At 33.3% G+C, this 26,772-nt stretch carries 27 protein-coding genes; 9 read left to right on the forward strand and 18 right to left on the reverse strand.

The features are described from left to right. Nucleotides 1–150: 150 nt before the first annotated feature. Together ACTJJ9_RS18975 and ACTJJ9_RS18980 are read right to left on the reverse strand one after the other, a co-directional pair. Entirely contained in the window at nt 151–300 is a 150-nt protein-coding gene (locus ACTJJ9_RS18975; protein WP_095299110.1) for a hypothetical protein, read from the reverse strand. 62 nt (nt 301–362) lie between these two features. After that, on the reverse strand, nt 363–599 hold the full coding sequence (locus ACTJJ9_RS18980) for a YkuJ family protein (RefSeq protein WP_095299111.1): 237 nt from the start codon (nt 597–599) through the stop codon (nt 363–365). Nucleotides 600–884: 285 nt separating this feature from the next. Here ACTJJ9_RS18980 and ACTJJ9_RS18985 point away from each other — a divergent pair, with 285 nt between their 5' ends. Next, nucleotides 885–1,124 carry a glutaredoxin family protein gene (locus tag ACTJJ9_RS18985; protein ID WP_174880485.1) on the forward strand — a complete coding sequence of 80 codons (240 nt, stop codon included), beginning with the start codon at nt 885–887 and terminating at the stop codon, nt 1,122–1,124. A 567-nt stretch (nt 1,125–1,691) separates the two neighbouring features. Here ACTJJ9_RS18985 and ACTJJ9_RS18990 read toward each other — a convergent pair. The 3 genes from ACTJJ9_RS18990 to fadH all read right to left on the reverse strand — a co-directional run bounded on the left by ACTJJ9_RS18990 (nt 1,692) and on the right by fadH (nt 4,217). Next, nucleotides 1,692–1,931, reverse strand: coding sequence for a hypothetical protein (locus ACTJJ9_RS18990; RefSeq protein ID WP_095299115.1), 240 nt, complete (start codon nt 1,929–1,931; stop codon nt 1,692–1,694). Between the two features lie 83 nt (nt 1,932–2,014). Continuing rightward, on the reverse strand, nt 2,015–3,235 hold the full coding sequence (locus ACTJJ9_RS18995; protein WP_412964650.1) for an EAL domain-containing protein: 1,221 nt from the start codon (nt 3,233–3,235) through the stop codon (nt 2,015–2,017). A gap of 217 nt (nt 3,236–3,452) precedes the next feature. Next, nucleotides 3,453–4,217: a 2,4-dienoyl-CoA reductase gene (gene fadH, locus ACTJJ9_RS19000; RefSeq protein ID WP_095299118.1), complete on the reverse strand. Its 765-nt coding sequence runs from the start codon at nt 4,215–4,217 to the stop codon at nt 3,453–3,455. A 658-nt stretch (nt 4,218–4,875) separates the two neighbouring features. Here fadH and ACTJJ9_RS19005 point away from each other — a divergent pair. Beyond that, entirely contained in the window at nt 4,876–5,733 is an 858-nt protein-coding gene (locus ACTJJ9_RS19005) for a metallophosphoesterase (RefSeq protein WP_095299120.1), read from the forward strand. Between the two features lie 107 nt (nt 5,734–5,840). Here the strand turns inward: ACTJJ9_RS19005 and crcB are convergent, their stop codons facing one another. From crcB to ACTJJ9_RS19025, 4 genes are all read right to left on the reverse strand, one after another. Continuing rightward, complete coding sequence (gene crcB, locus ACTJJ9_RS19010; protein ID WP_440768806.1) at nt 5,841–6,191, reverse strand: fluoride efflux transporter CrcB; 351 nt, start codon at nt 6,189–6,191, stop codon at nt 5,841–5,843. After that, entirely contained in the window at nt 6,188–6,562 is a 375-nt protein-coding gene (locus ACTJJ9_RS19015; protein ID WP_440768807.1) for a fluoride efflux transporter FluC, read from the reverse strand. Before ACTJJ9_RS19015 ends, crcB begins: the two co-directional genes overlap by 4 nt. Nucleotides 6,563–6,770: 208 nt before the next feature. Further along, nucleotides 6,771–8,885, reverse strand: a complete 2,115-nt coding sequence (locus ACTJJ9_RS19020; RefSeq protein WP_095299126.1) for an RNA degradosome polyphosphate kinase — start codon at nt 8,883–8,885, stop codon at nt 6,771–6,773. Between the two features lie 159 nt (nt 8,886–9,044). Continuing rightward, nucleotides 9,045–10,538: a Ppx/GppA family phosphatase gene (locus tag ACTJJ9_RS19025; protein ID WP_095299166.1), complete on the reverse strand. Its 1,494-nt coding sequence runs from the start codon at nt 10,536–10,538 to the stop codon at nt 9,045–9,047. Nucleotides 10,539–11,014: 476 nt separating this feature from the next. Here ACTJJ9_RS19025 and ACTJJ9_RS19030 point away from each other — a divergent pair, with 476 nt between their 5' ends. From ACTJJ9_RS19030 to ACTJJ9_RS19040, 3 genes are all read left to right on the forward strand, one after another. After that, entirely contained in the window at nt 11,015–11,509 is a 495-nt protein-coding gene (locus ACTJJ9_RS19030; RefSeq protein WP_412964652.1) for a L,D-transpeptidase family protein, read from the forward strand. A gap of 98 nt (nt 11,510–11,607) precedes the next feature. Beyond that, nucleotides 11,608–12,900 carry an MFS transporter gene (locus ACTJJ9_RS19035; RefSeq protein WP_095299130.1) on the forward strand — a complete coding sequence of 431 codons (1,293 nt, stop codon included), beginning with the start codon at nt 11,608–11,610 and terminating at the stop codon, nt 12,898–12,900. Between the two features lie 175 nt (nt 12,901–13,075). After that, nucleotides 13,076–13,552, forward strand: coding sequence for a YkyB family protein (locus ACTJJ9_RS19040; protein WP_095299132.1), 477 nt, complete (start codon nt 13,076–13,078; stop codon nt 13,550–13,552). Nucleotides 13,553–13,726: 174 nt separating this feature from the next. Here the strand turns inward: ACTJJ9_RS19040 and ACTJJ9_RS19045 are convergent, their stop codons facing one another. The 3 genes from ACTJJ9_RS19045 to ACTJJ9_RS19055 all read right to left on the reverse strand — a co-directional run bounded on the left by ACTJJ9_RS19045 (nt 13,727) and on the right by ACTJJ9_RS19055 (nt 16,268). Beyond that, nucleotides 13,727–14,296: an HD domain-containing protein gene (locus ACTJJ9_RS19045; protein WP_440768808.1), complete on the reverse strand. Its 570-nt coding sequence runs from the start codon at nt 14,294–14,296 to the stop codon at nt 13,727–13,729. Between the two features lie 124 nt (nt 14,297–14,420). Further along, nucleotides 14,421–15,326, reverse strand: coding sequence for a chemotaxis protein (locus ACTJJ9_RS19050; protein WP_095299136.1), 906 nt, complete (start codon nt 15,324–15,326; stop codon nt 14,421–14,423). A 291-nt stretch (nt 15,327–15,617) separates the two neighbouring features. Next, nucleotides 15,618–16,268: a glycoside hydrolase domain-containing protein gene (locus ACTJJ9_RS19055; protein ID WP_145580889.1), complete on the reverse strand. Its 651-nt coding sequence runs from the start codon at nt 16,266–16,268 to the stop codon at nt 15,618–15,620. Between the two features lie 200 nt (nt 16,269–16,468). Here ACTJJ9_RS19055 and ACTJJ9_RS19060 point away from each other — a divergent pair, with 200 nt between their 5' ends. The 3 genes from ACTJJ9_RS19060 to ACTJJ9_RS19070 all read left to right on the forward strand — a co-directional run bounded on the left by ACTJJ9_RS19060 (nt 16,469) and on the right by ACTJJ9_RS19070 (nt 18,753). Beyond that, on the forward strand, nt 16,469–17,779 hold the full coding sequence (locus ACTJJ9_RS19060; RefSeq protein WP_145580863.1) for an NCS2 family permease: 1,311 nt from the start codon (nt 16,469–16,471) through the stop codon (nt 17,777–17,779). Between the two features lie 93 nt (nt 17,780–17,872). Then, nucleotides 17,873–18,268 carry a hypothetical protein gene (locus ACTJJ9_RS19065; RefSeq protein ID WP_145580864.1) on the forward strand — a complete coding sequence of 132 codons (396 nt, stop codon included), beginning with the start codon at nt 17,873–17,875 and terminating at the stop codon, nt 18,266–18,268. Between the two features lie 89 nt (nt 18,269–18,357). Next, nucleotides 18,358–18,753 (forward strand): transporter, encoded by a 396-nt coding sequence (locus ACTJJ9_RS19070; protein WP_233452409.1) that lies wholly within the window; start codon nt 18,358–18,360, stop codon nt 18,751–18,753. 68 nt (nt 18,754–18,821) lie between these two features. Here the strand turns inward: ACTJJ9_RS19070 and ACTJJ9_RS19075 are convergent, their stop codons facing one another. The 3 genes from ACTJJ9_RS19075 to corA all read right to left on the reverse strand — a co-directional run bounded on the left by ACTJJ9_RS19075 (nt 18,822) and on the right by corA (nt 20,604). Continuing rightward, nucleotides 18,822–19,283 carry a DinB family protein gene (locus ACTJJ9_RS19075; RefSeq protein ID WP_186324122.1) on the reverse strand — a complete coding sequence of 154 codons (462 nt, stop codon included), beginning with the start codon at nt 19,281–19,283 and terminating at the stop codon, nt 18,822–18,824. Nucleotides 19,284–19,371: 88 nt separating this feature from the next. Continuing rightward, nucleotides 19,372–19,560: a hypothetical protein gene (locus tag ACTJJ9_RS19080; RefSeq protein ID WP_145580866.1), complete on the reverse strand. Its 189-nt coding sequence runs from the start codon at nt 19,558–19,560 to the stop codon at nt 19,372–19,374. A 75-nt stretch (nt 19,561–19,635) separates the two neighbouring features. Continuing rightward, nucleotides 19,636–20,604, reverse strand: coding sequence for a magnesium/cobalt transporter CorA (gene corA, locus ACTJJ9_RS19085; RefSeq protein ID WP_255451798.1), 969 nt, complete (start codon nt 20,602–20,604; stop codon nt 19,636–19,638). A 184-nt stretch (nt 20,605–20,788) separates the two neighbouring features. On the opposite strand from corA, the gene ACTJJ9_RS19090 reads away from it, so the two are divergent. Beyond that, nucleotides 20,789–21,940, forward strand: a complete 1,152-nt coding sequence (locus ACTJJ9_RS19090) for an aminotransferase A (RefSeq protein WP_145580867.1) — start codon at nt 20,789–20,791, stop codon at nt 21,938–21,940. Between the two features lie 31 nt (nt 21,941–21,971). Here the strand turns inward: ACTJJ9_RS19090 and ACTJJ9_RS19095 are convergent, their stop codons facing one another. The 3 genes from ACTJJ9_RS19095 to ACTJJ9_RS19105 all read right to left on the reverse strand — a co-directional run bounded on the left by ACTJJ9_RS19095 (nt 21,972) and on the right by ACTJJ9_RS19105 (nt 26,700). Continuing rightward, nucleotides 21,972–23,777 carry a PAS domain S-box protein gene (locus ACTJJ9_RS19095; RefSeq protein ID WP_145580868.1) on the reverse strand — a complete coding sequence of 602 codons (1,806 nt, stop codon included), beginning with the start codon at nt 23,775–23,777 and terminating at the stop codon, nt 21,972–21,974. Between the two features lie 476 nt (nt 23,778–24,253). Next, entirely contained in the window at nt 24,254–24,421 is a 168-nt protein-coding gene (locus ACTJJ9_RS19100; RefSeq protein ID WP_170944265.1) for a hypothetical protein, read from the reverse strand. A gap of 149 nt (nt 24,422–24,570) precedes the next feature. Then, the gene (locus ACTJJ9_RS19105; RefSeq protein WP_255451799.1) at nt 24,571–26,700 is read right to left on the reverse strand and encodes a peptidoglycan D,D-transpeptidase FtsI family protein; all 2,130 of its coding nucleotides are present in this window, start codon (nt 26,698–26,700) and stop codon (nt 24,571–24,573) included. Between the last annotated feature and the right edge of the window lie 72 nt (nt 26,701–26,772).

Consider the following 26,772-nt stretch of genomic DNA (forward strand, 5'->3'; position numbering starts at 1 on the left):
TTCCCAATGTTGGTGTTTATCAAAAAATATTCTTCTCAATATATTGGTCTCCATAAAATGAAAATACCACAGCTTAAATGACTGTGGTAGACCCAAATTTTTATACTTTCTTATCTTTATAAAAAAATAGTCATCCCATAATTGGAATGACTATCCTTTACTTGTCTCAATGTTTTTAATTGACTCATGACAATGAGAGCACGTAAAGATGACATTTTGATTTGATTGAGCTGTTAACGACTTTGACAGTGATTGTTGTTGTTGACAGAATGGGCAAATAACTTTAGGATCTTTTCTCATGATAGACTCCTTCTCTCGAGTTTTTTGAACCATCTTAAATCGAACAACATTATACTTAATACTTATTGAAGTAAATCAAAAATCTCCATCGCAATCATATCAATATTATCAAATTGGTATGATTGTGGTTTTTCGCCTTTTTGATAAACCTCTAATTCAAACGTATTAGTTTTATCGAAATACTTCACACTGCAACGCTTTTCACCTTCAACCTCAAAAAAACGTTGTAGAGGCTCACCAGAACCTGCATTTTCTTGTAAACTTTGTAGTCTTGTAATAATTCCTAATAATTGTGACACTAAATATCCCCCTTCCGGAAGAGTTAACGGAAAACTGTTTCCTATTCGTATTGTTATACTCTACCATACATTTTATCCACGAAATAATATTTCAATAAGTAAGTATCTTTACTTTGTGCCTTTACAATTTTACACTATGTATTAAGGGATTACCAAATAAAACTTTTATTATTCTCTACAAAATAAAAAAATTGTCGATTTTTATTCATTATCTTGGCATCATTTTTAGCAATATTAAACTTTTTTAATTCGTTTTTATTGGAATTAAACAAAAGGAGAACTGTAATGAAAAAACAAGTAGTCGTTTATACACAACCAAGCTGTCCACCATGTCAAATTGTCAAACAATTTTTAAATCATTATCAAATAGAATACAGCGAAAAAGACGTAAGCATAGATTCGAAAGCTCGCGATATTTTAGTAAATGAACTATCTTCTACTTCAACACCAACTGTGACAGTTGACGATCAAATTGTCATCGGCTTTGATTTGCAAAAGCTTGAGGAGCTATTGGAGTTAAAATAAATAAAGTACATAGAAAAAGCTTGGTGACCAGCCAAGCTTTTTCTCTTTCTATTAAAAGGGGTTTGGGGGAAAATCGAGAGTTGCATGACTAATCAAATTCCTGGTTAATCGAAGACTCGGGTTAAATCCTCTAACATAAATAAGACCAAGAACTTGAAGAGTTATTGTTCTTATTTACAATGATAATGATTATCACTTTCAATGTCAACCTTTTTTAGCTAACTTTTTTCTTATAACTTTTGTTTTTTTTCGTAAACTTCTATTTTTACTTTAGTTGTCGCTTTTGATTAATATCTGCTACAGAACTTGTTTTTCGCAGGGTGGGTAGTGAGCCTAATTAGTGTAACACTTATGGGATCTCACCTATCCCACTTATCCCCCAGGAGCCTCGCAAGTAGCTCCTCTCATTAACCTTTATATAAATAGTGCTAAAACAACAATCTTTCAAAAAAGAGCCCAAATTTTTGTATCTTTAATAGAAGTGATAAATAAAGTCCAACATAGTGGTAAAAATAAACGATAATTTCCACAGCACCTTCATAAAAAAACAGCGGAACTCTTCCGCTGTTACCAACTGATTGTATAAGCAAGATAAAAGATATATGCTAGAGATAGAATACCTGCTATTAAAAAAGCTAAAAAAACCGGATTTCGTATATACGGATGTGCTTGAACTTTTTCGCTTATTTGACCATCCTGTTTCGCTCTTCTCTCACTTACCGTCCGTCCAACTTTAAACGTGTAGATTAAACTAACAATGGAAATAATTAGAGCTAGTGTAAAAAGAATCGTTGTAAAATTGCTCATTCCATTTCACCCCTTAATACGTAAGATACCTCAGAATGATTAGGAATATGCTTTGGATTTCATTTCCTTCTAATAAATAGCCCTTACAATAAACTTTCCTGTTCATATAAAAATTCATATGACAAATCAATAAATAAGTAATGCTCCTGATTCAATGGATAAGAAAAGGTGCGAATTAAATCCCCCTTCTCAATATCACTATAAACATCACTTAAAAACCCTTTTTTATCAAAGCGCATTTTCATAATATTAGCTAAAAAATAAGGACGCCAACTCCAATTTTTCAAATAATATTCCGGTTGAACTTCCCATTCATCTTTCTTATATATATTCACTGATTGTTGAAAGCCGTCCTCGTCACATATGTAAATTCTAAAACTACAATCATCTAAATGGACTGCTAATTCAGCTAATAATTCATCATAATTTTCATATTGTTTTCCTAATTTCGCTATTAATTGGTGGATTCGCTGATGAAAGTTCTCAGTAAAATGGTGAAGTTTTTCAAGCTTCTTTTTTTCTGATGAAATATAATGCTGAAATTCATTTCTCAACCTTTCTTTGCAATCATCGCGATCAATAAATTGTCTTTTCGGCTTCTCTAAAAAATAACCTTGATAATATCTCCCACCATTTTTCCATGCATATTGAAGTTGAAAATTCACTTCAATATCCTCATATAGCAAGGTCGCACCGATTTTTCTTGCTAATAATGAAATGGAATAAAGGACATCATAGTAAGATTGCAATGGTGAAGTCATACGCAACGGCTGTAAATCAATTTTTAAGATATCTGGTGAGAGCAGGCCAATTCGATCTAAATTGCTGCTTGCTTTCCCAATATTATCGATCGCGATTTTAATTCCATATGTTTTGTAATACATTAATAAATGATAAAGCTGATCAACATCTCCACGGAAATTATGTTCATTTATCTCGATTACTACTTGATTTAACTTCAAGCCGTGATTCTGCTTTTCAAGGAGAATTTCAAGAAAGCTTTCACCGTGATCAAGCATGAGAAGATTAGCATCACGGTTTATAAAGATTAAAAGTTCTGAATCATTTAGCTGCAAAAATTCATCTAGCGCTTTATTAACGATCCAATCATCTACCTCTACTCGAAAATCATCTGGTATATTATCATCTTGAAAAAATGAACCTAGACTTTTCATTTCATTTTGATTAAGCTCGATTCTACCTAATATTTCATAGCCAATGACCCTTTGTTCATCAGCACTAAAGATGGCTTGATAATATGGTATAACCTTTTCCATATTCGACATAATATCTAATGGATCCATGACAATCCCCTCACCCTATATGTATCTAAGTATGAATGATTATATCATAAATCCTATTCGATTTCGTATTTCTAAGCTGTGTTTTGAAACAACTAATTTGTTACGTAAAGGCTGTTCAAACATTTCCTTAACGGATAATTGTTAGTTAAAACCATATAGAGTTAAATTCTATTTTGTCTATTTCGCGAAAAATAAATAAACTAATAATGTCCATTGCTTAAAAAGGGTGTTGCCTTAATGACTGTCCTCCATCAATTGTTATGCATTCACCGTTAATATAAGATGCCTCATCAGATATTAAAAATGCAGCAAGATGAGCAATTTCCTCAGGGGTGCCTAATCTTCCTAATGGTACACTGCGCAGAGTTCTATCTGCTGCTTCTTTTGACTCCCAAAGTTTCTCAGCCCCACCTGTTCTCTCTATCGGTCCGGGTGCAATCGCATTTACTCTTATTCCATATCTACTCCCCCATTCAACTGCTAATGTTCTAGTTAGCGATAAAACGCCAGCTTTTGCTGCAGCTGAATGAATGACTCCTGCACCAGCATCCCATGCATATGTTGCGACCATATTCAATATCGTCCCTTTAATTTGCCGAGAAATCCAGTACTTACCTATAGCTGAAGAACAATAAAAGGTTCCATTTAAAACGATATTAATCACAGAATTCCAGCCGTTTATTGAAAGCTTCTCGGCTGGACAAATAAAATTCCCTGCTGCATTATTGACCAATACATCAATTTGACCAAAATTTCGCTCAACCTGTTCAATCATTTCCTCAATCTTTTGTGGGTCCCTTACATCAAGCTGTACAGGCAATACTTGCCCTTCATATGTTTCAATTTCTAGCTTTGTTGCTTCTAGTTTTTCAAGCGTGCGGCCGATAATTACAACTTTGGCTCCAGCATTTGCAAAGTGGCTAGCCATTGCTTTCCCCATCCCATTTGAACCACCTGTGACAACAATCACTTTATTTAACAAGCAATGCACCCCCTATTTTGTCTTAAATTACCAAACTAAGGAAAAATAATGAATGGCCATTCATTTTATTTTAACATAAATATTTGACTAAAATCTAACAAATATATGAAGATCTATTTACATATTTGTTTTTCATAGAAGTAAGAAATTGAAACATGTTATACTAAACTAGGAAAATTTCAAAATTATGAACATAAATATTTTATTAATAAGATTATATGTAAACTATCTGGGCAAGTATCACTTATACAACCTCTTTTTACTAAATACTTTTTCTGGCAGATTACTTAGCTCCTAGATTGACTTATTGCTCAAAACAAACTTTTAAGAGATTACTCTGCTCCCCCAAGCACTTTTCTAATGACAGTTAGAGTTCTAAAGTGATAATTGATAAGGCTTTTTTCGTGAACATTGTTACATTTTATTAGTAGATATTTTGGTTGATTTCAATTTTGGTTGATTTCCTCGTGCAGTGCTCACTGGTCGTGAGCCTTCTTTGAATAAACACCTGATACGCTCCAATCAACCTTTACAATGCTTTTAAAGCAACAATATTTTAGAAAAGAGCCATTAATAAAGAAATGATGTAGACATTTATACTTTCTTCTCTAGTTGAAGTTAGTCTCTAAAACATACTTCTTAAGATTGGTTGGTTAACATGACAAAATTATATTCTAGAAGGTCCTTTATTAAAGGAATTTTCACCATTTCATTTGCAGGGTTGTTGACAGCAGCTGGTGGTTATTTGTACGCAAGATATATTGAGCCTTCAAGATTGGAGATCGTAAACAAAACAATTGTGAATTCTAAAATACCCGAAGCTTTCAAAGGATTTAAAATCGTTCAGTTTAGTGATACACATTTATCTGATTTTTTCACGTTAAAAAGATTAGATACGATTGTGGCTAAAATCAATGGCCTCTCACCTGATTTACTTATTTTTACTGGAGATTTAATGGATGAGCCTAATCAATATCCTAAAATAAATCAAATTGTACCTATTTTAGAAAAGCTAAAAGCTCCGTATGGAAAATATGCGGTGTACGGGAATCATGATCATGGTGGATATGGTACAGACATTTATAAAAATGTTATGACGATGTCGGGGTTTAAAGTTCTCCAAAATGAGGTTTCGAATATCAAAAAAAATAATCATACGATCGGAATTGCTGGTCTTGATGATTTGATGTTAGGAAAACCAAGCTATGAAGCAACTTTAGGCAATTTAAATAAAGAGAGATTTAATATATTATTGGCACATGAACCTGATGCAGCAGTTAAATCGAAAACATTTCCTGTTGATTTGCAATTATCAGGTCATAGTCACGGTGGTCAAATTCAACTTCCTTTTTACGGCCCATTAATTACCCCGCCATATGCAACTGTTTATTCGGAAGGAATGTACTCAATTGATGAGATGAAGCTTTATGTTAATCGTGGACTTGGTACAACAAGATTGCCGTTCCGCTTTTTATCTACTCCGGAAATTACTGTCTTTACGCTTACTTCCCGTTAAAAAAACTTACTTTTATAAATATGTAGCCTATAATACCTTTTTTCACTGAATGTCATCTGGAATTTCAGATGACATTCAGTGCATTTTTAAATTAATCTTTTTTTTCGTTAAAATGATTTCATTAATCCCCCAAGATAAATCCCTATTACACATCCACAAATCGTTATACAAATATAGAGAATCGAAACTATATAATTCTTCTTTTGAAGCAGTTGTACCACTTCGACAGAAAATGTTGAAAAGGTTGTAAAGCCTCCACATAATCCTGTTCCTAAAAAAAGTAAAGTATTGTCTTTTTCAATGAATACGACAAATACCCCTAATAATAATGAGCCTATCCAATTAATGATTAGAGTCGGTATTGGTAGCTTCATTTCCTTTGTATGTTCCCCTAAATAATCTGAAATGAAATAACGCATAGCCGCACCAATTGCTCCACCAAGTGCAACATAAATCATGAATTCTCTTCCTTTCTAACGAAAATTGCAAGCTTCATTCCTATAAAAGCAAATCCGATTCCTAAAGCAAGAGATAAACATATGTATCCTAAAGCAAATTCAATTGGAAGTTCTGTTAATTCTAAACTTAAGGTCGACATTGTTGTGAATCCTCCACAAAATCCTGTTCCAAGTAACAATTTAATCGATTGTTGTTCCTTTTTATTAAATAAATAAGACGTAATAAATCCTAAGATTAAGCTACCTATAATATTTACACATAACGTTGAAAAGAAGCCGATTCCAGGTATTAGTGTAACGATATAGCGTAAAGATGAACCTATGCCACCCCCAGCTGCAACTAAAAGACTGTTATATAATTTCCTTTTCACTTTTCAAACCTGCTTTCTAAGCTATTATACAGTAGTTAAAATTTCAAACTATATACTCCATACACCTCTATGTAAATTCTATTATTACAGTAACAATCTTTCTCATGAAATAAAAGGACACATATGATTATTGTGAAATACAAGTTAGGATAAATAAAAAAGAAGAAACGATTTACTCATTTTAAGTAAAATCGTTTCTTCGATCCTTTTATTCCTCATCCTCTAATACATGATAGGCTTTATCAAATAATAGTAATTGACTATCAATGATAGGCTCCCCTTGTTCACGTTTAACATAATGGTATTCACCAGTTTCATCTTGCTCACGTGCTTTTACATTGTCAGCTAGTGCAGCAGCTAAAATACCATTAATTCTTTTTTTAATCGCACCATCGAAAATTGGAAATAAAATTTCAACTCGCTTTTCCATATTTCTCGTCATCATATCTGCTGAGGAAAGGAAGGTTTTTTCCTCCCCATTATGATGGAAAAAGTAAATGCGACTATGCTCCAAAAATCTACCGACAATGCTTCTCACTTTAATATTCTCACTAACACCTTTAATACCCGGACGCAAACAACAAGTACCACGGATGATTAAATCTATTTTAACACCTGCATTTGACGCTTCATAAAGCTTCATAATTAAGGCCTTGTCAGTTAACGAATTCATTTTTGCGATTATTCGACCATTTGAATATCGCTTATGAAATTCTATCTCTGCGTCAATTAAGCGAATAAAATCCTTTCTAATATCAAAAGGTGCTACAGATAGGTGATGAAAATATGGCTTTTCCGTGTAGCCACTTAAATAGTTAAAGAAATTAGTTGCGTCAATACCAAATTTACGTTTTGACGTAAGTAAACCCATATCAGTATATATTTTAGCTGTTTGATCATTGTAGTTACCTGTACCTAAATGAACAAACCGTTCTATTCGATTATTTCTTCTTCTTACAACAAGTGTAATTTTACTATGAGTTTTTAAATAGGTCATACCGTAAATAACATGACAGCCTGCTTTTTCTAGTTCTTTTGCCCATTGTACATTGTTCTCTTCATCAAATCTTGCTTTTAATTCTACTAGCACTGTTACTTGTTTACCGTTTTCTGCTGCTCTTTTTAATGCATCAATAACAGGTGAATCACCACTTACCCGATACAATGTTTGCTTAATCGCTAATACGTCTGGATCATCTGCTGCTTCTGCAACAAATTCCACTACAGGCTCAAAGGATTCGTATGGGTGATGCAAAAAAACATCCTGTTCAGAAACTTTATCAAATATATTTTCGTGTGATGCAATATCACGAGGAGGTTGTGGAATAAGTGTTTCGTAGATTAAATGTTCCTTTAACTTTGCTATCTCTTTATAAAATACGAAGAAAACCGTCAAATCTAATGGACCATCTATTTCATATACATCTTTCTCATGTATTTCTAATTCAGTTGTTAAATAGTTTAAAATTCTTTGATCAAAATCCTTACTTTGGATTTCTAATCTTACAGCTGCTCCCCATTTGCGCTTTTTTAATTCTTTTTCGATTTCCTTTAGAAGGTCACGAGCCCCTTCTTCATGAATGGTCATATCTGCATTTCTAGTAATTCTGAATATAGAAACAGATACAACTTTATAGCCTTTAAATAATTTATTAATAAAATAACTAATAATGTCTTCTAAAAAAACATAATTCATTGAATTATCAGACGCTTCGATCTTTACGAAACGTTCTAAAACTGCTGGAACTTGAACAATTGCAGTTTTTAATTGATTTTCCTCATACTCATTATCTTCAATCACGATTGCTAAATTTAAGCTTTTATTTAGTAGCATTGGGAAAGGACGATAAGCATCAACCGCCATCGGTGTTAAAACGGGAAAAATATGCTCATCAAAATACGTTTCCAGTTTTTCAATCTCTTCGATTGACAATTCGTTCATTTTTTTAAATTCAATATTTTCTTCTCTTAGTTTAGGCAATAGTACATCATTATAAGTTTTATATTGCAAATCTACTAATCTATGAGTTTTAATGGCAATTTCATTTAATTGTCTTTTAGGCGTCATCCCGGCCTTATTTTCAGGTTTATTAAAGCCTGCCTTTACCTGATCTTTTAACCCCGCAACACGAACCATAAAAAACTCGTCCAAATTCGAACTAAAAATGGATAGAAATTTGAACCTTTCTAGCAACGGATTACGCTCATCTAGCGCTTCCTCAAGAACTCGCTCGTTAAAAGCGAGCCAACTAAGCTCTCTATTGTTGTAATACATTGGACTATTTAGTTCTACGCTGTTTTTATTTATATTTGCTATATTCATCCTTCTAGCCACCCTTTAATCGACAATTTCCTGCATTCTTAGTTTAATAATAGCATTTACAAATATTTAGATTGTAAATTAATTGTAAATGTTTTGTTATTATTTTGTAAATGCCGGGGCATAAAAATCACCTAAAAGTACTACCATTATGAATTTAGCTTAAGAAAATTGTTGATAAGAAAAATGGACTTGAATTGATTTCTTCACTATTTTTTCCAAATGTTTTTTCTGTTTTTCTACTTGATATTGTTCAGGCTTAAAATCTGTTCTGCAAACAATGAAAAAACTAAGGGTATCGTCATTTACTTGCAACTCCATATTTTTAATAATATTACGATTCGTTGCATTTAAACTATAAGCAAACTTTATTATGGCACCTAATAGACGATATTTTGTTAGCTCCTCCTTTGTAAACCATTGATTAAATAGGCGAATATTTTGTTTAAAAGAAGATTTGTTTGTATAGGATGCAATTAAAGCAATAATTAAACGTTCCCGATGCATTAAACCGTCAATTGTCCGATTTGCCAATAAGTAAAACGTATGTTGACTGCTAGACTCTGCATCAATGTATTTTCCGATATTATATACATGTGCACCACGTTTTAATAAATTCACATCGTTTTTATCTATTGAGACTAATCCAGATTTATTTAGTAATTCAACGATTGTAAGTGCTGTCTTTGTAACATTGAAAACATGGTTAACATTAATTTGAAAGTCAGTCGCTAACTCATAAAAGCTTTCCTCAATAACATTTGGAAACAAGGTAACTCCAAATTCCTTCGTTAGCTTTTCATAAAACACTCCATCTCTTAATCCCTTTCGACTTAAAACAAATTTGTCTGCACCTACAAATTCCATTAATGATTCAAATACTTCAACTGCAGGAATAATAAGGTCTGCACGATCCTTTGATAACCCTTCAACACGCTGCAAGTCTTCAAAAGATAAAGATTGTAAATATGTATTAATTAAATGCACTTCATCAACATTCATCATATATTGATGCAAACCCGCAAGTGGATAATTAACATATTCATGATGGATTTGTACCATATTACGTGCACTACCGCCAATTCCAATAATCGGCAATTTCTTATTTTTTAGCCAGTCTAATGTGGAAAATTGAGTTGATAAAAAATTGCGTAAGTTCATTAACTCTTCTAGAGTTGGTGTTTCTCCTTTTACAAATTGCTTTTTTAATGAAAGTGCTCCAAAGGGAAAACTATGAAAGTTGATTAGCTTTCGATTTGCAAAATACGTCAATTCTGTGCTTCCTCCACCAATATCAATGGTGATGCCGTTTTCAATTGAGGTGGAATTGACAACTGCTAAATAGCCATAGTACGCCTCTTCATATTCTGATAAGATACGCATTGCAAAATCTGTTTCCTTACTAACTCTCTCTAATATCTCTTCTTTATTAATTGCTTGACGAATTGTTGCGGTTGCAACACATTTCACATCATCTAACTTATAATGTCTTGTTACCTCCTGAAATGTATGGAGTGTATTAATAAGCAAATTTACGCCATCATCTTCTAAAACCTGCTCTTCTGTCAAATAGTTGCGAAGTCTCACGACTGCTTTCACATTTTCAATTTCCTTTAATCGACCACTTTTTTCTCTCATGTAAATGACAAGTCGCATTGTGTTTGAGCCAATATCAACAATTGCGTATTTTCCTTGAACCACGATTGTTCTCACACCCTATTCTTTTTTGATGAGCTGCTCTTTTTTTCTAATTAAAAATAGTTCACTGTAAATGCCAAGTAACTTAATCAAAATAAAACGAGCAGTACCGAACTAATCCTCTAAAATAAGGTACATTATACCACAATCCAACATATCGTATACTGGGATTTTTATATTTGGCTATATTCGTAAAACTTTATTGCTAACTACCTCGTAGAGTGTGGTTAATTTTCATACAGATGCTAAGCTTTCTATGGAGTGTGCAGTGAGCATCTTCGTTATAAAGAGCCTAATATTTCAATAAAACTCCCGAATATTCGTCTGAAAATGAGTGTCATTTCCACAACAAACCTTCATTCATAACTTCAAGAGAAAATCTATATTGTTCATTTAAAGACATTGTTTATAAAAACCTTTTAAGGAGGATTGCTATGATTCATACTGTTCGCCAAGGTGAAACGTTATCTATCATTGCTGCTAATTATCGGATACCGCTAAATCAATTATTAATTGCGAATCAAATTTCCAATCCAAACCTCGTTTACATCGGACAAAAAATCGTCATTCCCAACTTACCTGATCCTGAAACAATTCCATATAGTATTCATATTTCCGTTTCAAATAAACGTTTAACTTTATACTTAAACGGACAAGTTGTTAAAGAATACCCTATTGCAGTTGGAAGAATGGTTACTGCTACACCGATAGGAGATTTTGTCATTGTTAATCGACAGCCTAATCCTGGTGGCCCATTTGGTGCAATGTGGTTAAGTTTATCAAAACTACACTACGGTATCCATGGAACAAATGACCCTTCCTCTATTGGTAAAGCCGTCTCTCATGGATGTATACGAATGTTCAATAAAGATGTATTAGAGCTTTCATCACTAGTTCCAAACGGGACAAAAGTTTTAATAAGACCTTAAGATTTTATTAAGATTTTGTAAGTTGCGTATTCAACAAACAATAAATCCCTTATAATGACAAATGTAATAGTGGATATCGACACTTAAGGAGCGAACAAATGAAAATTTTTCATAATAAAAATTTTGTAAAGTTGTTTTACGCAGCTTTATTTTCACAAATGGGAACAACAATTGGCAATATGACATTTGCCTTCTATCTATTAGACCATTTTAGTAATCAACCATCATACGCTACGATTGCTGAGCTTATGTATTCTTTACCTACAATTTTGGTCTTTTTTCTTGTAGGTGTTGTTGCAGATAAATTTGACAGAAAAAAGGTTGCAGAAAATTGCGATTGGATTCGAGCAGGGTTAACAATTGTTTTATTTGGAGCTTTATTCTTAAATTCTATTCCAATCATTTTTCTTATTCTCTTTTTACGCAGTGCGGTAACAAAATTTTTCTTTCCCGCTGAAAATAGCCTTGTCCAAGGGATATTGAATAAAGAACAGTACGCACAGGCAGCTGGCTTAAATCAAATGCTGTTTAGCATATTTATGGTGTTTGGTGTTGGGATCGGGGCTTTTATCTATAAAACTGTAGGAATTCATGGCGCAGTGATTGTTGATTTTATAAGCTTTATTATTTCGGCGTTGTTAATTAAATCATGTAAAATCCCAATTTCTGCACGACTTCCGAATGGACAGGTCAAGTGGAAGGATATCAGTTTTAAATCGTCAGTAACTGATTTTAAAGATGGTATTGTTTATATTATTAAAAACCGTCTGTTAGCATCTTTAGTATTTGGTTTTTTCATTTTCGGAATTGTCAATGGAGCATTTGCTGTATTGCCAATGTTTACAATGAAATATGAGCTAACTTTAGACAACTATGAATGGTATGCCTCGCTTTTTGCCCTCTCATTAGGCTTAGGCTTATTAACAGGGAGTGGAATAGGTACAGTTATTGCAGCAAAATTCAAGCCATATCAATTAATGGTTTTTCCTATCTTTATTGCAAGCCTACTGATCTTCTTCCTTGGCTTTACAAATAGCGTAACTTTATTTTTAGCAATTGTTTTCATTATCGGTACCTGTCTAGGACCAATTAATATCGCAATTGGTGGATGGATGCCAAAAATTGTCCATCCAAAGCTAATGGGGAGAGTAAGTGGATGGATAGATCCTTTAATGATGTTCGCACAATCGTTAACTTTAGGATTAATTGCTATTCTGTTTCCAAAAGTCATTGCATCAATTGATTACTTATATTATGGTATGGCAGTGATTATTCTTATCGTTGCTTTATTCTATGCTTTAACACTGCCAAAATTAAGTAGAGCATTTGATTTAAAAGAAAAGAAAATTAAACGAAAGCAACAAACAAACCCTAATATTCATATAATTTAAAGAAGAAGACGTAACGTCTTCTTTTTTCCTTTTATTCATCATTCATTTATTGTAAGAGCATGTAGCTTTATTGAACTATTTGTTTTCTAAATTATTTGTTGCTTTTTACTAGCTAGCAAGTATAATTTATATAAAGAATTCCAATATAAATGTGTTAATGTAAAGGAGAGAAACAATGGACGATCAGAATCGATACGATCGCACAAACCAACATACAACAGAAAACCTCGCTCGCGCCATTTATGTCGTAAACCGTCATGCAAAAACCGCACCAAATCCAAAATTTCTTTACGGATTAAAAAAGAAGGCGTTAATAAAGCTTGTTAATGAAGGAAAAGCAAAAAAGGAAGGACTTCATTTCTCCAACAATCCAAAATTTAGTAAACAACAGTCAGATGTACTTGTTTCAGCTGGAGAGTACTACTTTCATATGCCTCCAACAAAAGATGACTTCGATCAACTTCCACATTTAGGTTTCCTAAATCAAACCTATCGTAATCCCAAAGCACATATGTCATTATCAAAGGCAAAAACACTTTTGCAAAATTATGTAGGAATAATGGAAGATAAACAACCTCCGAAATCCTTTCAGAAAAAAACACGTACATATGAAAAGCCTGTATTCAAACGATTAGGTGAAAGCTACCGATAAAACAAGACTTCGTTAGAATAGCTTCTTGAGCGTATTTGTTTTTCATAATGAGCTTTTATTACTTTTAACATTCCCCATTTATTTTCACAAAGGAAGGATTACATTTTTTCAACTAAACAATAAAAGCCCTTATCATATCGATAGGGGTTTTTATATATTCCAGAAATCATAATATTAATCATTATCATTTTTTGGGTAACCCTCAAATAATAATCCAATATTATTTTTCAAATCATAGAAAAAATTAGGGATTTCATTTTTGTGTAGCCCAAAAAATAGAGATTGAACGAGATTATGATAGTACCATGCTTGCTTATCGTATCCCCGATTAAAATAGCTCCATATTACATCACCATGATGTTTAAATGCTCTTAGTAAGTCAGAACTGTTATCAAGCTTATCGGCAGCTATAATCGCTTTACTTTCCAATGAGGCATATTTTGCCTTTTCTATTGTTTCACCTTTTCGACTTTCCCAATCCAATATTTTATTCTCAGTATTTGTTAAAACGAGTCTAGTCACCTCCTCACCAAACATAGCAAATAATTGTTCCTCTGAAACCTTTGTATCTTCTATTACATCATGTAAATAGCCTGCAGCAATAACTTCATCTGAGAAATTCGCATGTTCCAAAATGAGCGCTACATTATCCAAATGAGAAAAATAGTCTTGACCGCTCAGCTTACGCAATTGCCCTTTGTGAGCATTTTTTGCAAATCGTTTTGCTTCGAGCAATAACATCATTTCACCTCACCTTAAATAAACGAATGAAACAAAAAGGACCAATCTTACTAACATCCTCTTACATTAAGATTACTATGTTAGGTAAAAATTAGTCCTTCCGTACAATTCGACTATTGTTTATTGTTTATAAAATAAACTCATCTATCTTTTGAACAAGCTCACTAATTTCTGGCTTGCTAATTTGTGCACTAGCCCCGACCATTTGTCCTTTATGACGTAAGTCATTTGTAATTAATGAAGAAAAGATGATAACAGGTAAAATGTTCAGTGAATGATCATCTTTAATTCGTTTTGTTAAATGATGTCCATCCATTTGTGGCATTTCTACGTCTGTTATAACTAGTTGGATATCATCTTCAATTGCCTTACCTTGTTCAACAATTGACTGCAAATAGGTTAATGCATCTTTTCCATTTTCAAAAAATTCAATCCGTTGAAAACCTGCTTCATTTAATGTTTCTTGTAGCAATTTTCGTAATAATGGTGAATCTTCGGCAACGACAAGCTTTTTCGTTGAGCGTTCACGTGTTCCTAATTTTTTCACTTGATCAATATTTATCCCAGAATCAGGATTTATATCAACTACAATTTTTTCAAAGTCCAATAATAAGACCATTTCATCATTTATTTTTACGACACCAGTTATTTGACCTTCAAGCCCTTGATACATACCTGATGGTTTTTCAATCTTATCCCACGAAATTCGATGAATTTGTGAAACAGCATGAACATGAAAAACGACCTTTGTTTGATTAAATTCAGTTACAATGAATTTTTCACTTAAAGGGTCATTACTTGGCTCAAATCCAAGTGCCTTTGCGACATCTACGACTGGTAAAATTTCGCCACGGATTTCAATAATCCCTTCTACATTAGGATGAGAATGAGGAATTTTAGTAACATTTATCGGTTGAATAATTTCCTTTACTTTAATTACATTTATTCCAAACTTATTTTGTCCTACAGTAAACTCAACAATTTCTAACTCATTTGTCCCGCTTTCAAGTAGAATTCCTTTATGTTGTTCCATTGTTTTCTTCCTTCCATGATGAGCTTTAATACTATTAATATCGGCATAAATTATTATTCCTTAAGTAAATTACAAATCAATATTTGCTTGTCCAATACGAGCCCAAGTTTAATCGCTCATTTATACTATCATTATATAAGCTTAATTTATAATTGGAATCAAGCTATACTAAATAATTTGGAGCAAGAGCATTGCATTATATTGAATCACTTACATGATCAATAAACGAAATGGCCCTGCTCTCATTTGTTTATACTTTTGCAGCAAAAATATAATTCCACTAATCTAAAGTTAATTTAAAGGAGAAAGTACTCTATCATCAGCTAAGTTTGTATTAATTCCGCAGTTTTTGGCGTTTCTACCATATTGCCAAACCCAAACATTTGCTTTGCAGTTTGGAGTTATTGGATTATATCTTGGAGCCTTTCTTTCCGAAGTAGTTCCTGAATCAGGCTCTGCACTCCATAATATTGCATTTGCAGCGACATCATTATTTTCCTTTACTGCTTGACAATATGCCTGAGAAAATTCTCCTTTTATTGGATATTGATAAAAACCCGATCGATATCCTGAAGGAAGTAATGTTTCTACCCACCCAATAATCCATTGAGCATCAACTTGAAATAAAGGCTCGATATTAGCAAAAATAGCAGTATTTTTGGGAATTCCTAATCTCCTCGCATGAAATACTGCATTTCGTGCTGAAACACGTCCCGCTTCATAGCCTAATGTGTCTGAAATGACCGTAAAAATGGGTAATACCTTTATTCCTTTTCCACGTATAAAGCTAAGCTCCTCTTTCGTTAAACCGCTTGATCCATCATGATGTTTTGTCAAATGTCTCCCCCAATATTTAGGGAGTCCGAATTTATTCCTAACACAATCATATAATTCTTCATTAACTGGATTCGCTGAGTCAACACCCCATATTTTTCGTGCCAGAGTTATCACACCCTTTCTATCCATTGCTCTTCTCATATATATGTACGAATAGGTTGTCTCAACCATATATCACACGATTATGTTTTCAATTTTATGCATCACTAAACTCTTCCTTAGTAAAATTCATATGTATGGTAATAGTTCTTTGAGTCATGATAAGCAATAGATATAACAAATAGGTTTCAAGAAAAACTTTGATTATGAAACTACATAAGGAAGGTAAACCGTTGGAAAAATTATTTCGACTAAAGGAAAATCATTCCACAATTAAGAAAGAACTTCTAGCAGGTACAATATCATTTTTCACAATTGTCTATATCGTCATTGTCAATGCTACGATACTATCTGATGCTGGTATTCCTTATACAGCCGGGATTGTTGCCACAGTATTTACTTCGGTAGCAGGCTGTTTCATTATGGGATTCTACAGTAATACACCGATTATTGTTGTTCCAGGAATGGGAGTAAATGCCTTATTTACATATACCATTGTCATGAATTTGGGATTAACATGGCAGGAAGGCTTAGCCGTTGTCTTTGTTTCTGGCGTTTTATTTGTGATTGTTTCTTTTAGCAAGCTTGCTTCAATTCTTTCTTCCTCTATTCCGCTTTCTTTAAAAGAAGCGATAACTGTAGGAATTGGTTTATTTTTAACATTCATCGGTCTGCAGAAAGGTGGGTTGGTCGTTTTAAATGAAGATACATTTGTAGCATTAGGAAGAATAACCGATCCGCAAGTTTATTTGACCTTGATTACATTGATCTTAACAATTATTTTTTTCGCAAAACAAATACGAGGACATTTTTTAATAAGTATCATTTTCGGAACATTACTTTCTTTTCTTTTCAAGCAAACTTCAGTTGATTCCAATCTCTTACAACAAAACGTGCTTCAAAGCTATCAACCGGTGTTTAATGCAATGTCATTTCACAAGTTTTTAGATTTATCCTTTTGGATTGCTACTTTTTCTTTAACAATGGTTATTGTGTTTGAAAACATTGGACTCGTTTTTGGACAAGTTCATATGATTAATCGCCCTAATGCGTTTAACCGGTCATTTCAGGCAAATGCTTTATCTACAATAACTTCTGCTGTATTTGGATCAAGTCCAACTGTAAGCACAGTTGAAACAGCTGCAGGGATTGCTGCTGGTGGACGAACAGGATTAACTGCTGTTACAACAGGTTGTTTATTTATCAGTTCTTTGTTATTCCTGCCCTTTATGAGGCTTATTCCTAATAGTGCCATAGCACCTATTTTAATTATCATTGGTGGTCTAATGCTGCAAAACATTAAACATATTGATTTAGATGATTTTAGTGAAAGCTTTCCATCCTTCTTAATTATTTCATTCATACCTTTTACGTATAGCATCATCGATGGGATGGCCTTTGGTTTTATTGTATATCCGCTAATAAAATTGATATTAAAAAGACATAATGAGGTAAAACCTCCACTTTATCTAATATCTTTTTTATTTTTACTTAATTTCCTTTTTCAAACTCTCTGAGCATAAGCCTTACGTTAAAAGAAATGAAGAATAAAAACCGAACACTGCTTCCAAACTAATGAAAGAGTTCAACAAATAATTGTGGGGTGTATGATGAAATATATAAATGTGTTATTGTTGCTTTTTCTTCTCTCAGCCTGCCAACAGTTTAATCAAAATGAAGCTGGTAAAAATGGAAACGACACCGAAAATGGATTACTCCAAACAGGGAATGATAATCGGAGGTTAAATGACGATGTATTGATTGAGTCTAGAAATGAAGTGAATCTTGAAGAGGAAGAAGATCCATTGCATCCAACAGAAGCTGAGCAATTAGTTAGAAAAAAGCTCGGCCTACAAGATGACGAAAATACAATCGTTCAATATGATCACCTAGAAAATGAACATTATATTATTCATGTATATTCGATTGATAAAGCACAGGAACAAACTGAAGCATGGTATATGGTTAACATTGAAACAAGAAAAATAAAAAAACTAAAGTATTAACACTAACACTTCTCTCTTTAGGGTATTCACCTATAGCTAGTCACATGCATATCGTAATGTGAAGCAACAGGAGAGGAGTAATAAAACCTATGTATCCGTATTATCGTCAGTTTCCAATTCAGATTCAAATTCCAGGCTTCCCACAATTTGGCGAACAAGTAAGCTTTCCACCATTTGCACCTCCGGGATTTGGGCAAGGTGGAATTGGCGGCGGTGCTGGTCAAGTTGGACCACCGTCAGGCCCGCCACCTAGCTTCATCCCTCAAGAAACAGATTTTGGAGCCTTTGCTGTAGACCCAGGTGGTATTCGCAGGTGTCTATATCGCTTTACTTTCATTCGTCTAATTAATGGTCGAGGATTTTGGTTTTTCCCAACGTTTGTAGGAAGAAATTCAGTTGCAGGGTATCGCTGGAGAAGAAATCAATTCCGTTGGGAATATTTTGGTATTGATTTAAATCGAATCCGTTCATTTCGATGTAGTTAAGTCAGTGGAAGGTTAGTAAAAGACATTTGGTAATGTAAGAGGAGATCGATTTAACCTTTCTCCTCTATTCATCTTCGTAAAAAATACAAATAATCAGTCGGTACCGAACGATTGTTTAATTGTCTTAACATAGCAGAAATATTCCCCCGATGGTATGTTCCATGATTCACAATATGCTGAATAATTTCCTCAACTGTATTCGAGAAGGTTTTTCCATCGAAACTTTTATATGTGATCACTCGATTTTCCGTTTTTTCATTCTCTATAAAAGTTACTAAATCATTTAAAACAACTTCATAATTTTCTCTCAGTATTTTTGGTGTAGAATTTGAAAAAGTCCTTGCTTCCTTATCTTGCAATCTTGATAGCCAAACTTCATCCGCCTTAATCATGTGTTCACACGTATGATTAATTGAAGGAAATACACTTATAATTGCTTGGTGATACAATGATGACGGCAATTGCTCTAAATGCTGTACTACTTTTAATGTTGCCCATTTATGATATGCAATTTGTTGGATCAAAGACATTTGCCATTCTCCCTTTCGAAAAACCGTTATAACCATATTTTAGGATTTAAAGGGGAATTTGTAAACAACAGTTTGTTATTTATAAAATTTATACCAACGCTTCATTTGAACATTTTGCAAGAATTTGCTTTCTTCGTTTTGCCTGTGAAATAATTTTTTGAATTTCATTTTTATAAAAATTCATATGCATTCGCGTTGGTGCATAAAACATTTCAGATTCAAGTTTATCAACAATTTTCAGCTCTTCCTCAGTAAGAAGCTCTTTTTCTTTCACCATTCTCACCTCTTTTTAGTATGGCAAAATTCATTTTAATATATAAATTCGATCATTAAATTTATTTTTTGTCGGTCGTTATAACTTTGTTCCTTTATGAAAGCGAAACCAACCCATTTTATAAAAAAAACAGACCATACCTATACCTATCGCAAGCATTATTCCAATTACAATAAAATAACTATATCTACCAGACAGCTCTGGCATATATTTAAAATTCATCCCATAAACACCTGCAATAAATGTTAACGGTAAAAAAATTGAAGACATGACAGTTAATGTCATCATAACTCGATTCATTCGATCAGAATTAATCGATAAATAACTGTCTCTAATATCAGAGGATAATTCACGATTTGCATCTATCATTTCGACAAGCTTTAATAAATGGTCATAAATATCATGAAAATAAATATGTCTTTCTTTTAATGAATTAAACCTTGCAGAAGAGATAATTCGATATAATAAATCTCTCATCGGAATAATTGTTCTTCTAAGCTTGTTTAATTCTGAACGAATATCAAAAACATGCTCCATTAATTCGCTTATCGATTTATCACTTGTATTATCCTCAACTTGATTGATTTGATCCTCTAATTTGTAGACAGGTGGAAAATAGTCATCGACTAGATGGTCGACAATGTTATACATAATTTGAAATGGGTTTTCCTTCAAAATAGGTTCCTTATTTACGCGATACCACAAATTTTTAATATCTCTAACGATTTTTTTATGAAATGTAACAATATACTCTTCAGAAACAAACATATCCACTTCATCAGCTTCTAATGTTGTATGATTAATCGTATGGAGTACAATAAAAATATATTGATCATAAAAGTCCATTTTAGGCCTTTGAACATATTCGATACAATCCTCAATCGCAAGAGGATGAAAGCGAAAAAATCGAGAAAGCTGCATGACTTCATCTTCTGTAGGCTCTTCAAAGTCAACCCAAAACCATTTAATTTCTTTCTTTTTTAATTCCTTTAAAGGTAGGTCATATTCAACTTCGTTTTTTATTGTAATTGCTAGCGTTCTTATCACTGTCTCCACTTCTCTCGTATCAAACTTTCCATTTTCACTATACCCTTTAATCAGTCGTACTAAACTAATTTTCAATGGCGTTTTAAAAGAAAAGGATGACAATAGGTTGGAAGAGCCTTAAAATTACTTTTATACTCTTTTGTCATCCATTCGAATCACTTGAAAAAATATAAGGAGGACAGTAATGGAACATTTAGTCAATTCAAAGGTAAAGCAAATAGAAATTTCAGGAATTAGAAAATTTTTTAATATGGTTGCCGATTATAAGGATGTTATTTCACTAACGATCGGACAACCTGATTTCGCAACACCACAGCATGTAAAGGAAGCTGGGATAAGAGCGATTGAGGAAAATTACACAACATACACACATAATGCAGGTATCTATGAGTTACGTGAAGCAGCCTGCCAATTTATGAATGATAAATACGGCCTTACATATAGTCCAGATCATGAGGTGATTGTAACAGTTGGTGCTAGCCAAGCGATCGATTGTACGTTCCGGACACTGCTAGAGGAAGGTTCAGAGGTTATCTTACCTAGTCCTGTTTATCCAGGTTATGAACCACTTATTAAATTAGCTGGTGGTATTCCAATTTATGTAGATACAACAAAAAATCAATTTAAATTAACAGCAGAACTACTAAAACCTTATCTTACAGATAAGACTAGATGTATCGTTCTCCCTTACCCATCAAATCCAACTGGTGTCACACTTGATGCTCATGAGCTAAAAGAGATAGCTGATTTAGTAAGAGGACGTAATCTTTTTATCTTATCAGATGAAATCTATAGTGAACTTGTTTACGGAAAAAAACACACTTCCATCGCGAACTTTCTTCGTGAACAAACAATCGTTATTAATGGACTTTCAAAATCTCATAGTATGACTGGATGGCGTGTTGGTTTATTATTCGCACCAGAGGTTGTATCAAAGCACCTTTTAAAAGTCCATCAATACAATGTATCATGTGCAACCTCTGTAGCGCAAAAGGCAGCGATTGAAGCATTGACTGTTGGAAAAGACGACGCAGACGTAATGAAGAAGTCTTATGAAGAACGGTTGAATTATGTTTATCAACGACTTATTAATATGGGATTTGATGTGGTTAAACCTTATGGAGCTTTTTATTTGTTTCCTTCAATTAAAAAATTTAAGCAAACCTCATTTGACTTTGCACTTTCACTTGTCAAAAACGCAGGAGTAGCCCTTGTACCAGGAAGTGCCTTTTCAGAATATGGCGAGGGTTACGTCCGACTTTCCTATGCTGTATCAATGGAACAATTAGTCGAAGCTATGGATCGAATCGAAAAATATATACAGCAAATTTCATAAATAACAAACAGCGGCTATTTAGCCGCTGTTTTCATTCTAATGGTAACTCAACAATAAATGTAGTACCTTCATTTAGTTTACTATCAACCACAATCGTACCATTATGGTCTTCAATGATTTTATACGTAATCATTAACCCTAAACCATTGCCTTTTTCCTTTGTAGTTAGAAAAGGTTCACCAATTCTTTCCATTAATTCTGAAGGAATTCCTTCTCCCTCATCCTTTACCATAATATGAATTTTCCCGTTCTGTTTTTTTGTATGAACTTTAACATTTCCACCTTTAGGCATTGCATCAATTGCATTTTTAAAGAGATTGATAAAAACTTGCTTTAACTGATTTTGGTCACAAAATAGAGATAAATCTTTTTCCTCATGAATTTGCTCAATCGAAACGCTATTTAAGTTTGCCTGAGTTTCTAATAGCATCGCTACATCCTGTAGCAATGTTACCATGTTGGCTTTCTTAAACTTTTTCTCTTGTGGCTTAGCTAAAATAAGAAGCTCACTTAGAATAACTTCAATCCGATCTAGTTCAGAAAATACAATATTAAAATATTGCTGATGTTTTTTGTATTCAGGCTGCATTATTTGTAAAAAACCTTTAATTGCTGTTAAAGGATTTCTAATTTCATGAGCGATTCCAGCTGCAAGTTGACCAGCGATGGAAAGCTTTTCAGAGCGTAGCATTAATTCTTCTGTCTTTTTACGATCTGAAATATCTCGTAATATCACTTGTACAGCACCATCACCTAAATAGGTAGTAGGAATGCCCACCATTTCCGTATAAATCGTTTTTTCGTCCGAAATGATCCAAGATTGATTGGTGATTTGTACCTCTGCTTCACCCTTTAATATACTATTAAGTGAATCTTTCATATGCTTGTGATCATTTGGATGTAAATGTTCAAAAATATTTCTCCCTAGCATTTCTGAATAATCTTCAGCTTCAAAAAGCTTTACACCAGAATCGTTTACAAACACCCACTTATCTTTATGGATTACTGCAATTGTATCAATTGAATTATCAATTAACCTTTGATAACGTTCCCTACTCTTTTGGAGAATTTTTTGAAATTTTCTTCTTGAGGAAATATCAGTTAGGACAATTAATTCAACCTTTTCACCATTATAAGTTGTTAAATTAGCAGAAACCTCAACATTTATTTCATTTCCATCAAGCTTTCTCCATGTTTGTTCAATGATTCCAATCTTTTCTCCATTATGTAATTTTTGAATTCGATACCAAACAATATCATGAAAACTCTTATCTATAAAATCAATCGTATATTTACCAATTAATTGTTCTTTTGAGCTTGTACCAAGTAATTCCTCAAATGCTTTATTCACATAGAGGATTTTTCCGTATGATGCGATAAACAAAGGACTCGGTAAATCTTCTAATAAATGATCATGGGCATTTTTTTCACTATTTCCATCTATAGCACTTAGCTTATTTTCTAACCCTAGCTGATTAACAGGATATTTCGTATCAAGTGCCTTCATCCTTAGAACAATTTCTTGATTATGTTTAGTAACTGTACTGCGAATAAAATCTAATGAAGCCTCAAGCCAAATGTAATGACCATCGTCTGTTAAAAAACGGAAAGTACAAGGATATAAATGATGTTCATTAAAAAAGTAACTTTCAAGTAAAAAGACATCTTCACTATGAATAAAATCTTTAATATATTTACCAATAATGTGATTATTCGAATAACCAACAAGTTCAACTGAATTAGAGGAAATATATTGGAAACGTCCGTTAGATGAAACTACAGCATATACTTCGATATCCTGTATCACTGTGTCAATGTTAATGGCATGACGATTCATAGTTCCCCTCCTTTTATTATTACTGTCCATGACATTTATTAGAAAATAATAAGGCAAGCATCTATAAAATCCTTCACTAATGAAATTACTCTTTATGTAAAAAATTAATCATTCAGAAAAAAACTTATCGGTTAGAGGTTTCCACTATCTATAATTCTCTTTTAATGGAAAAAATCCTTTATTGGTTTACAATTCAATTTAAATATAATTAGTAAAATTTTTCATTTTGAATGATAAATTATAAGATATGCCAAATTTGAATAACTATGAATCTATAACACTCTATTTTATATGTATTAATCAAGTATGTATTATTAAGTGTACGAGGTTACAAATTTTTGTCAATGACTAACTGGGTAGTTAAAACATATATTTTAAAGTATACTTTTACGATTTTCACATCCATTTTATTTTGGGATAACTTTCCATTTGAAATTATCACTTTAAATTACATAAGAAAAGAGGCATTTCGCCCCTTAATTGTTCCGATTATTATTTGCTCTTTCTTTTTTTGCTTTATCTTTGTGGATTTTATTTGTATCAGCACTTCCTACTTCATGACTAAATTCTGAATCAATAACGCTTGAATCAAAACCCTTTTTGTTTTTCTGCTGTGGGTCATTTTTCTTGGTTCGCTTTGCCATTTGACATCACTTCCTTTCTCACATCTATTTTGTGTAAGCAATTCAAAAAATATGAAAGGAAATGACTACTGCTTTTCATCCTTTATGACTATGTTAAAAAATAGTAGGAATGGTTTATTTTTAAAATGAGCAAAAGAAAAAGAAGAGAATTACTCCTCTTCTTTTTCTGTAGTATTAACATCCGCATTTATTTCGGTTGTTGTTACATATTTCTTTTGTAAATCAACATATGCACCGACAATTCGATTTGCGATTCTTTTGTTTATTGGATCAGCATCTGAACCAACCCATGGGACTACAACACTAAAGGCAATTTCTGGATCATCAGCTGGATAATACCCAACAAAGTTTAGGTTATTTGTTTCATGTCCCCAATAGTTGCGGTTAGGACCATAGTAATGGGTTTGGGATGTACCTGTTTTTCCAGCTACATCATAATCAAAATGTCCTCTAGCAGTACCTGTTCTTACAACTCTCTTAAAGCCATCTTGAACACGTTCGATATCCTCTTTTGTGTTATTAACTCTATTAAGTACCTTAGGTGCTTTTTCAATCGCTACTGGACCTAATGTTGCTTCTTCAATAGGTGTATGGATGCTCGTTACAATCCGCGGTTGCACACGAGATCCACCGTTGGCAATGACTGAAACATATTGTGCTAGCTGTAATGGTGTATACGTATCAAACTGCCCGATTGCAATATCTAATATTTTACCAGGCTGATCCGGATCACTTATTAAACCGGCTGATTCCTGTGGCAAATCAATACCCGTCGGAACACCTAAACCAAATTGGGCAAAATAATTTCTTAGCTTTTGGAAATCCTCATCAGATGCATAAAATGGACCATATGGCACGTAGTTAATATCGGCTATACGCATCGCAACATGGAACATATAAACGTTCGAAGATTTTTCCAATGCTTTTAAATCATCTACTCGTCCTAAATTAGTATATGAACTCTTTACAGTAGGACCCTTGAAATATAATGAAGTATCGTTATAATATTGCCCATGTGGCATCCCATCTTGATATCCGGAAAGAACTGTTGCACCTTTTACAGTGGAACCTGCCTCATATTGAGTTGCAAATGTTCCATAGGCAAAGTCGAGCATTTTCCCACTGCGGTTATTCAAATCAATTTGCTTCCCTGCCATTGCAAGTACGTCACCTTGGTAAGGATCCATGACAACAGCAAAAGCACGATCCATTAAAAAGTTACCAGACTTTTTGCTTGCAGCACCTAGCTCTTCTTCAATAATCTGTTCAACCTTCATTTGAAGTTCCATATCAAAGGAAAGCTTTAGATCGTAGCCTCGTTGCCCTTCATCTATCACTTCTTTTGATACGATATTGCCACTATTGTCTGATGTATATTCAATCTTTGCTTTCCGAGGGTTTAAATAGTCCTCATACTCATATTCTAAATAACTTTTTCCGACCCTCTCGTTACGAGAATAGCCTCTAGCAGTATAATATTGCTCACGTGATTCTAAAATTCCTTGCTCAGGTGAAGTTAGTCCTCCAAAAATCGTTTGCAGTGGGTCATAAGGGTATGATCTTCCCCAATCAGTTATAACATCTACGCCTGGAAGCTCCTCTAAATGTTCGGATACTATCGCAACCTCTTCCTGAGTCAGGTTTGAAGATAATTCTTCATTATTGACATTCATTGATTTTACAACTTGTGGTTCATATTGATAACCTGAGGAAAACCGTTTGTACAAATAAGCAAGCTCCATTTGCTCAGCATCTGATTCTAATGCTTTAACTTCAGCATCCGGAACACGTTCCACTTGTAATTTATACGTTTCAGATGGCTTTAACTCAAGCTCATCCTCTTTTAGTAATTTTTTAGCTTTCTTAGGATTTGCTGCTAACCAATAGTCACGAAAATCTCGATCCTTTAATTCATGCTTTAAAAATTCCACATCATATGTTAAATATTTCGCAAGCTTTTTTGCTACCTCAATTTTATCTTCCGTCTTTGTTGATTTTTCAACTGTATACGTAATTGCAGGGACACTAACATTATCAACAACAACCCTACCATAACGATCATACATTTTCCCACGTGGAGCTGGTAAGCTCGCGTAATCAGATTCTGTCCGTGAAACCTCTTTTGAAAATTCTTCACCTTGTACAATTTGGACGACACCTAATCGGACGATAAGGGCAACGAACAATACAAAGACAAGAAAGAAGAAAACATTGATGCGGATATACCTTGATTTTTTTAATTTACGATGCTCCGATGCACTTGCACCTTTCTCTGTCAATTTGGTTCCTCCTTTACTTGGTCTATATTAAGTATTAAACCTTCACGTTTTTATTATTTTAGAACAACATTT

The sequence above is a fragment of the Metabacillus sp. 22489 genome (genome assembly GCF_052044855.1).
Taxonomy (GTDB): domain Bacteria; phylum Bacillota; class Bacilli; order Bacillales; family Bacillaceae; genus Metabacillus; species Metabacillus niabensis.

Excerpts from the sequence above, each read along its gene's own strand:
- ACTJJ9_RS18975 (WP_095299110.1), bottom strand. The coding sequence starts at position 300 with ATGAGAAAAGATCCTAAAGTTATTTGCCCATTCTGTCAACAACAACAA.
- ACTJJ9_RS18985 (WP_174880485.1), top strand. The coding sequence starts at position 885 with ATGAAAAAACAAGTAGTCGTTTATACACAACCAAGCTGTCCACCATGT.
- ACTJJ9_RS18990 (WP_095299115.1), bottom strand. The coding sequence starts at position 1,931 with ATGAGCAATTTTACAACGATTCTTTTTACACTAGCTCTAATTATTTCC.
- ACTJJ9_RS18995 (WP_412964650.1), bottom strand. The coding sequence starts at position 3,235 with ATGGATCCATTAGATATTATGTCGAATATGGAAAAGGTTATACCATAT.
- ACTJJ9_RS19005 (WP_095299120.1), top strand. The coding sequence starts at position 4,876 with ATGACAAAATTATATTCTAGAAGGTCCTTTATTAAAGGAATTTTCACC.
- crcB (WP_440768806.1), bottom strand. The coding sequence starts at position 6,191 with ATGATTTATGTTGCACTTGGTGGAGCAATTGGTGCGGCTATGCGTTAT.
- ACTJJ9_RS19020 (WP_095299126.1), bottom strand. The coding sequence starts at position 8,885 with ATGAATATAGCAAATATAAATAAAAACAGCGTAGAACTAAATAGTCCA.
- ACTJJ9_RS19025 (WP_095299166.1), bottom strand. The coding sequence starts at position 10,538 with ATGCGACTTGTCATTTACATGAGAGAAAAAAGTGGTCGATTAAAGGAA.
- ACTJJ9_RS19030 (WP_412964652.1), top strand. The coding sequence starts at position 11,015 with ATGATTCATACTGTTCGCCAAGGTGAAACGTTATCTATCATTGCTGCT.
- ACTJJ9_RS19035 (WP_095299130.1), top strand. The coding sequence starts at position 11,608 with ATGAAAATTTTTCATAATAAAAATTTTGTAAAGTTGTTTTACGCAGCT.
- ACTJJ9_RS19040 (WP_095299132.1), top strand. The coding sequence starts at position 13,076 with ATGGACGATCAGAATCGATACGATCGCACAAACCAACATACAACAGAA.
- ACTJJ9_RS19045 (WP_440768808.1), bottom strand. The coding sequence starts at position 14,296 with ATGATGTTATTGCTCGAAGCAAAACGATTTGCAAAAAATGCTCACAAA.
- ACTJJ9_RS19050 (WP_095299136.1), bottom strand. The coding sequence starts at position 15,326 with ATGGAACAACATAAAGGAATTCTACTTGAAAGCGGGACAAATGAGTTA.
- ACTJJ9_RS19060 (WP_145580863.1), top strand. The coding sequence starts at position 16,469 with ATGAAACTACATAAGGAAGGTAAACCGTTGGAAAAATTATTTCGACTA.
- ACTJJ9_RS19065 (WP_145580864.1), top strand. The coding sequence starts at position 17,873 with ATGAAATATATAAATGTGTTATTGTTGCTTTTTCTTCTCTCAGCCTGC.
- ACTJJ9_RS19070 (WP_233452409.1), top strand. The coding sequence starts at position 18,358 with ATGTATCCGTATTATCGTCAGTTTCCAATTCAGATTCAAATTCCAGGC.
- ACTJJ9_RS19075 (WP_186324122.1), bottom strand. The coding sequence starts at position 19,283 with ATGTCTTTGATCCAACAAATTGCATATCATAAATGGGCAACATTAAAA.
- ACTJJ9_RS19080 (WP_145580866.1), bottom strand. The coding sequence starts at position 19,560 with ATGGTGAAAGAAAAAGAGCTTCTTACTGAGGAAGAGCTGAAAATTGTT.
- ACTJJ9_RS19090 (WP_145580867.1), top strand. The coding sequence starts at position 20,789 with ATGGAACATTTAGTCAATTCAAAGGTAAAGCAAATAGAAATTTCAGGA.
- ACTJJ9_RS19095 (WP_145580868.1), bottom strand. The coding sequence starts at position 23,777 with ATGAATCGTCATGCCATTAACATTGACACAGTGATACAGGATATCGAA.
- ACTJJ9_RS19100 (WP_170944265.1), bottom strand. The coding sequence starts at position 24,421 with ATGGCAAAGCGAACCAAGAAAAATGACCCACAGCAGAAAAACAAAAAG.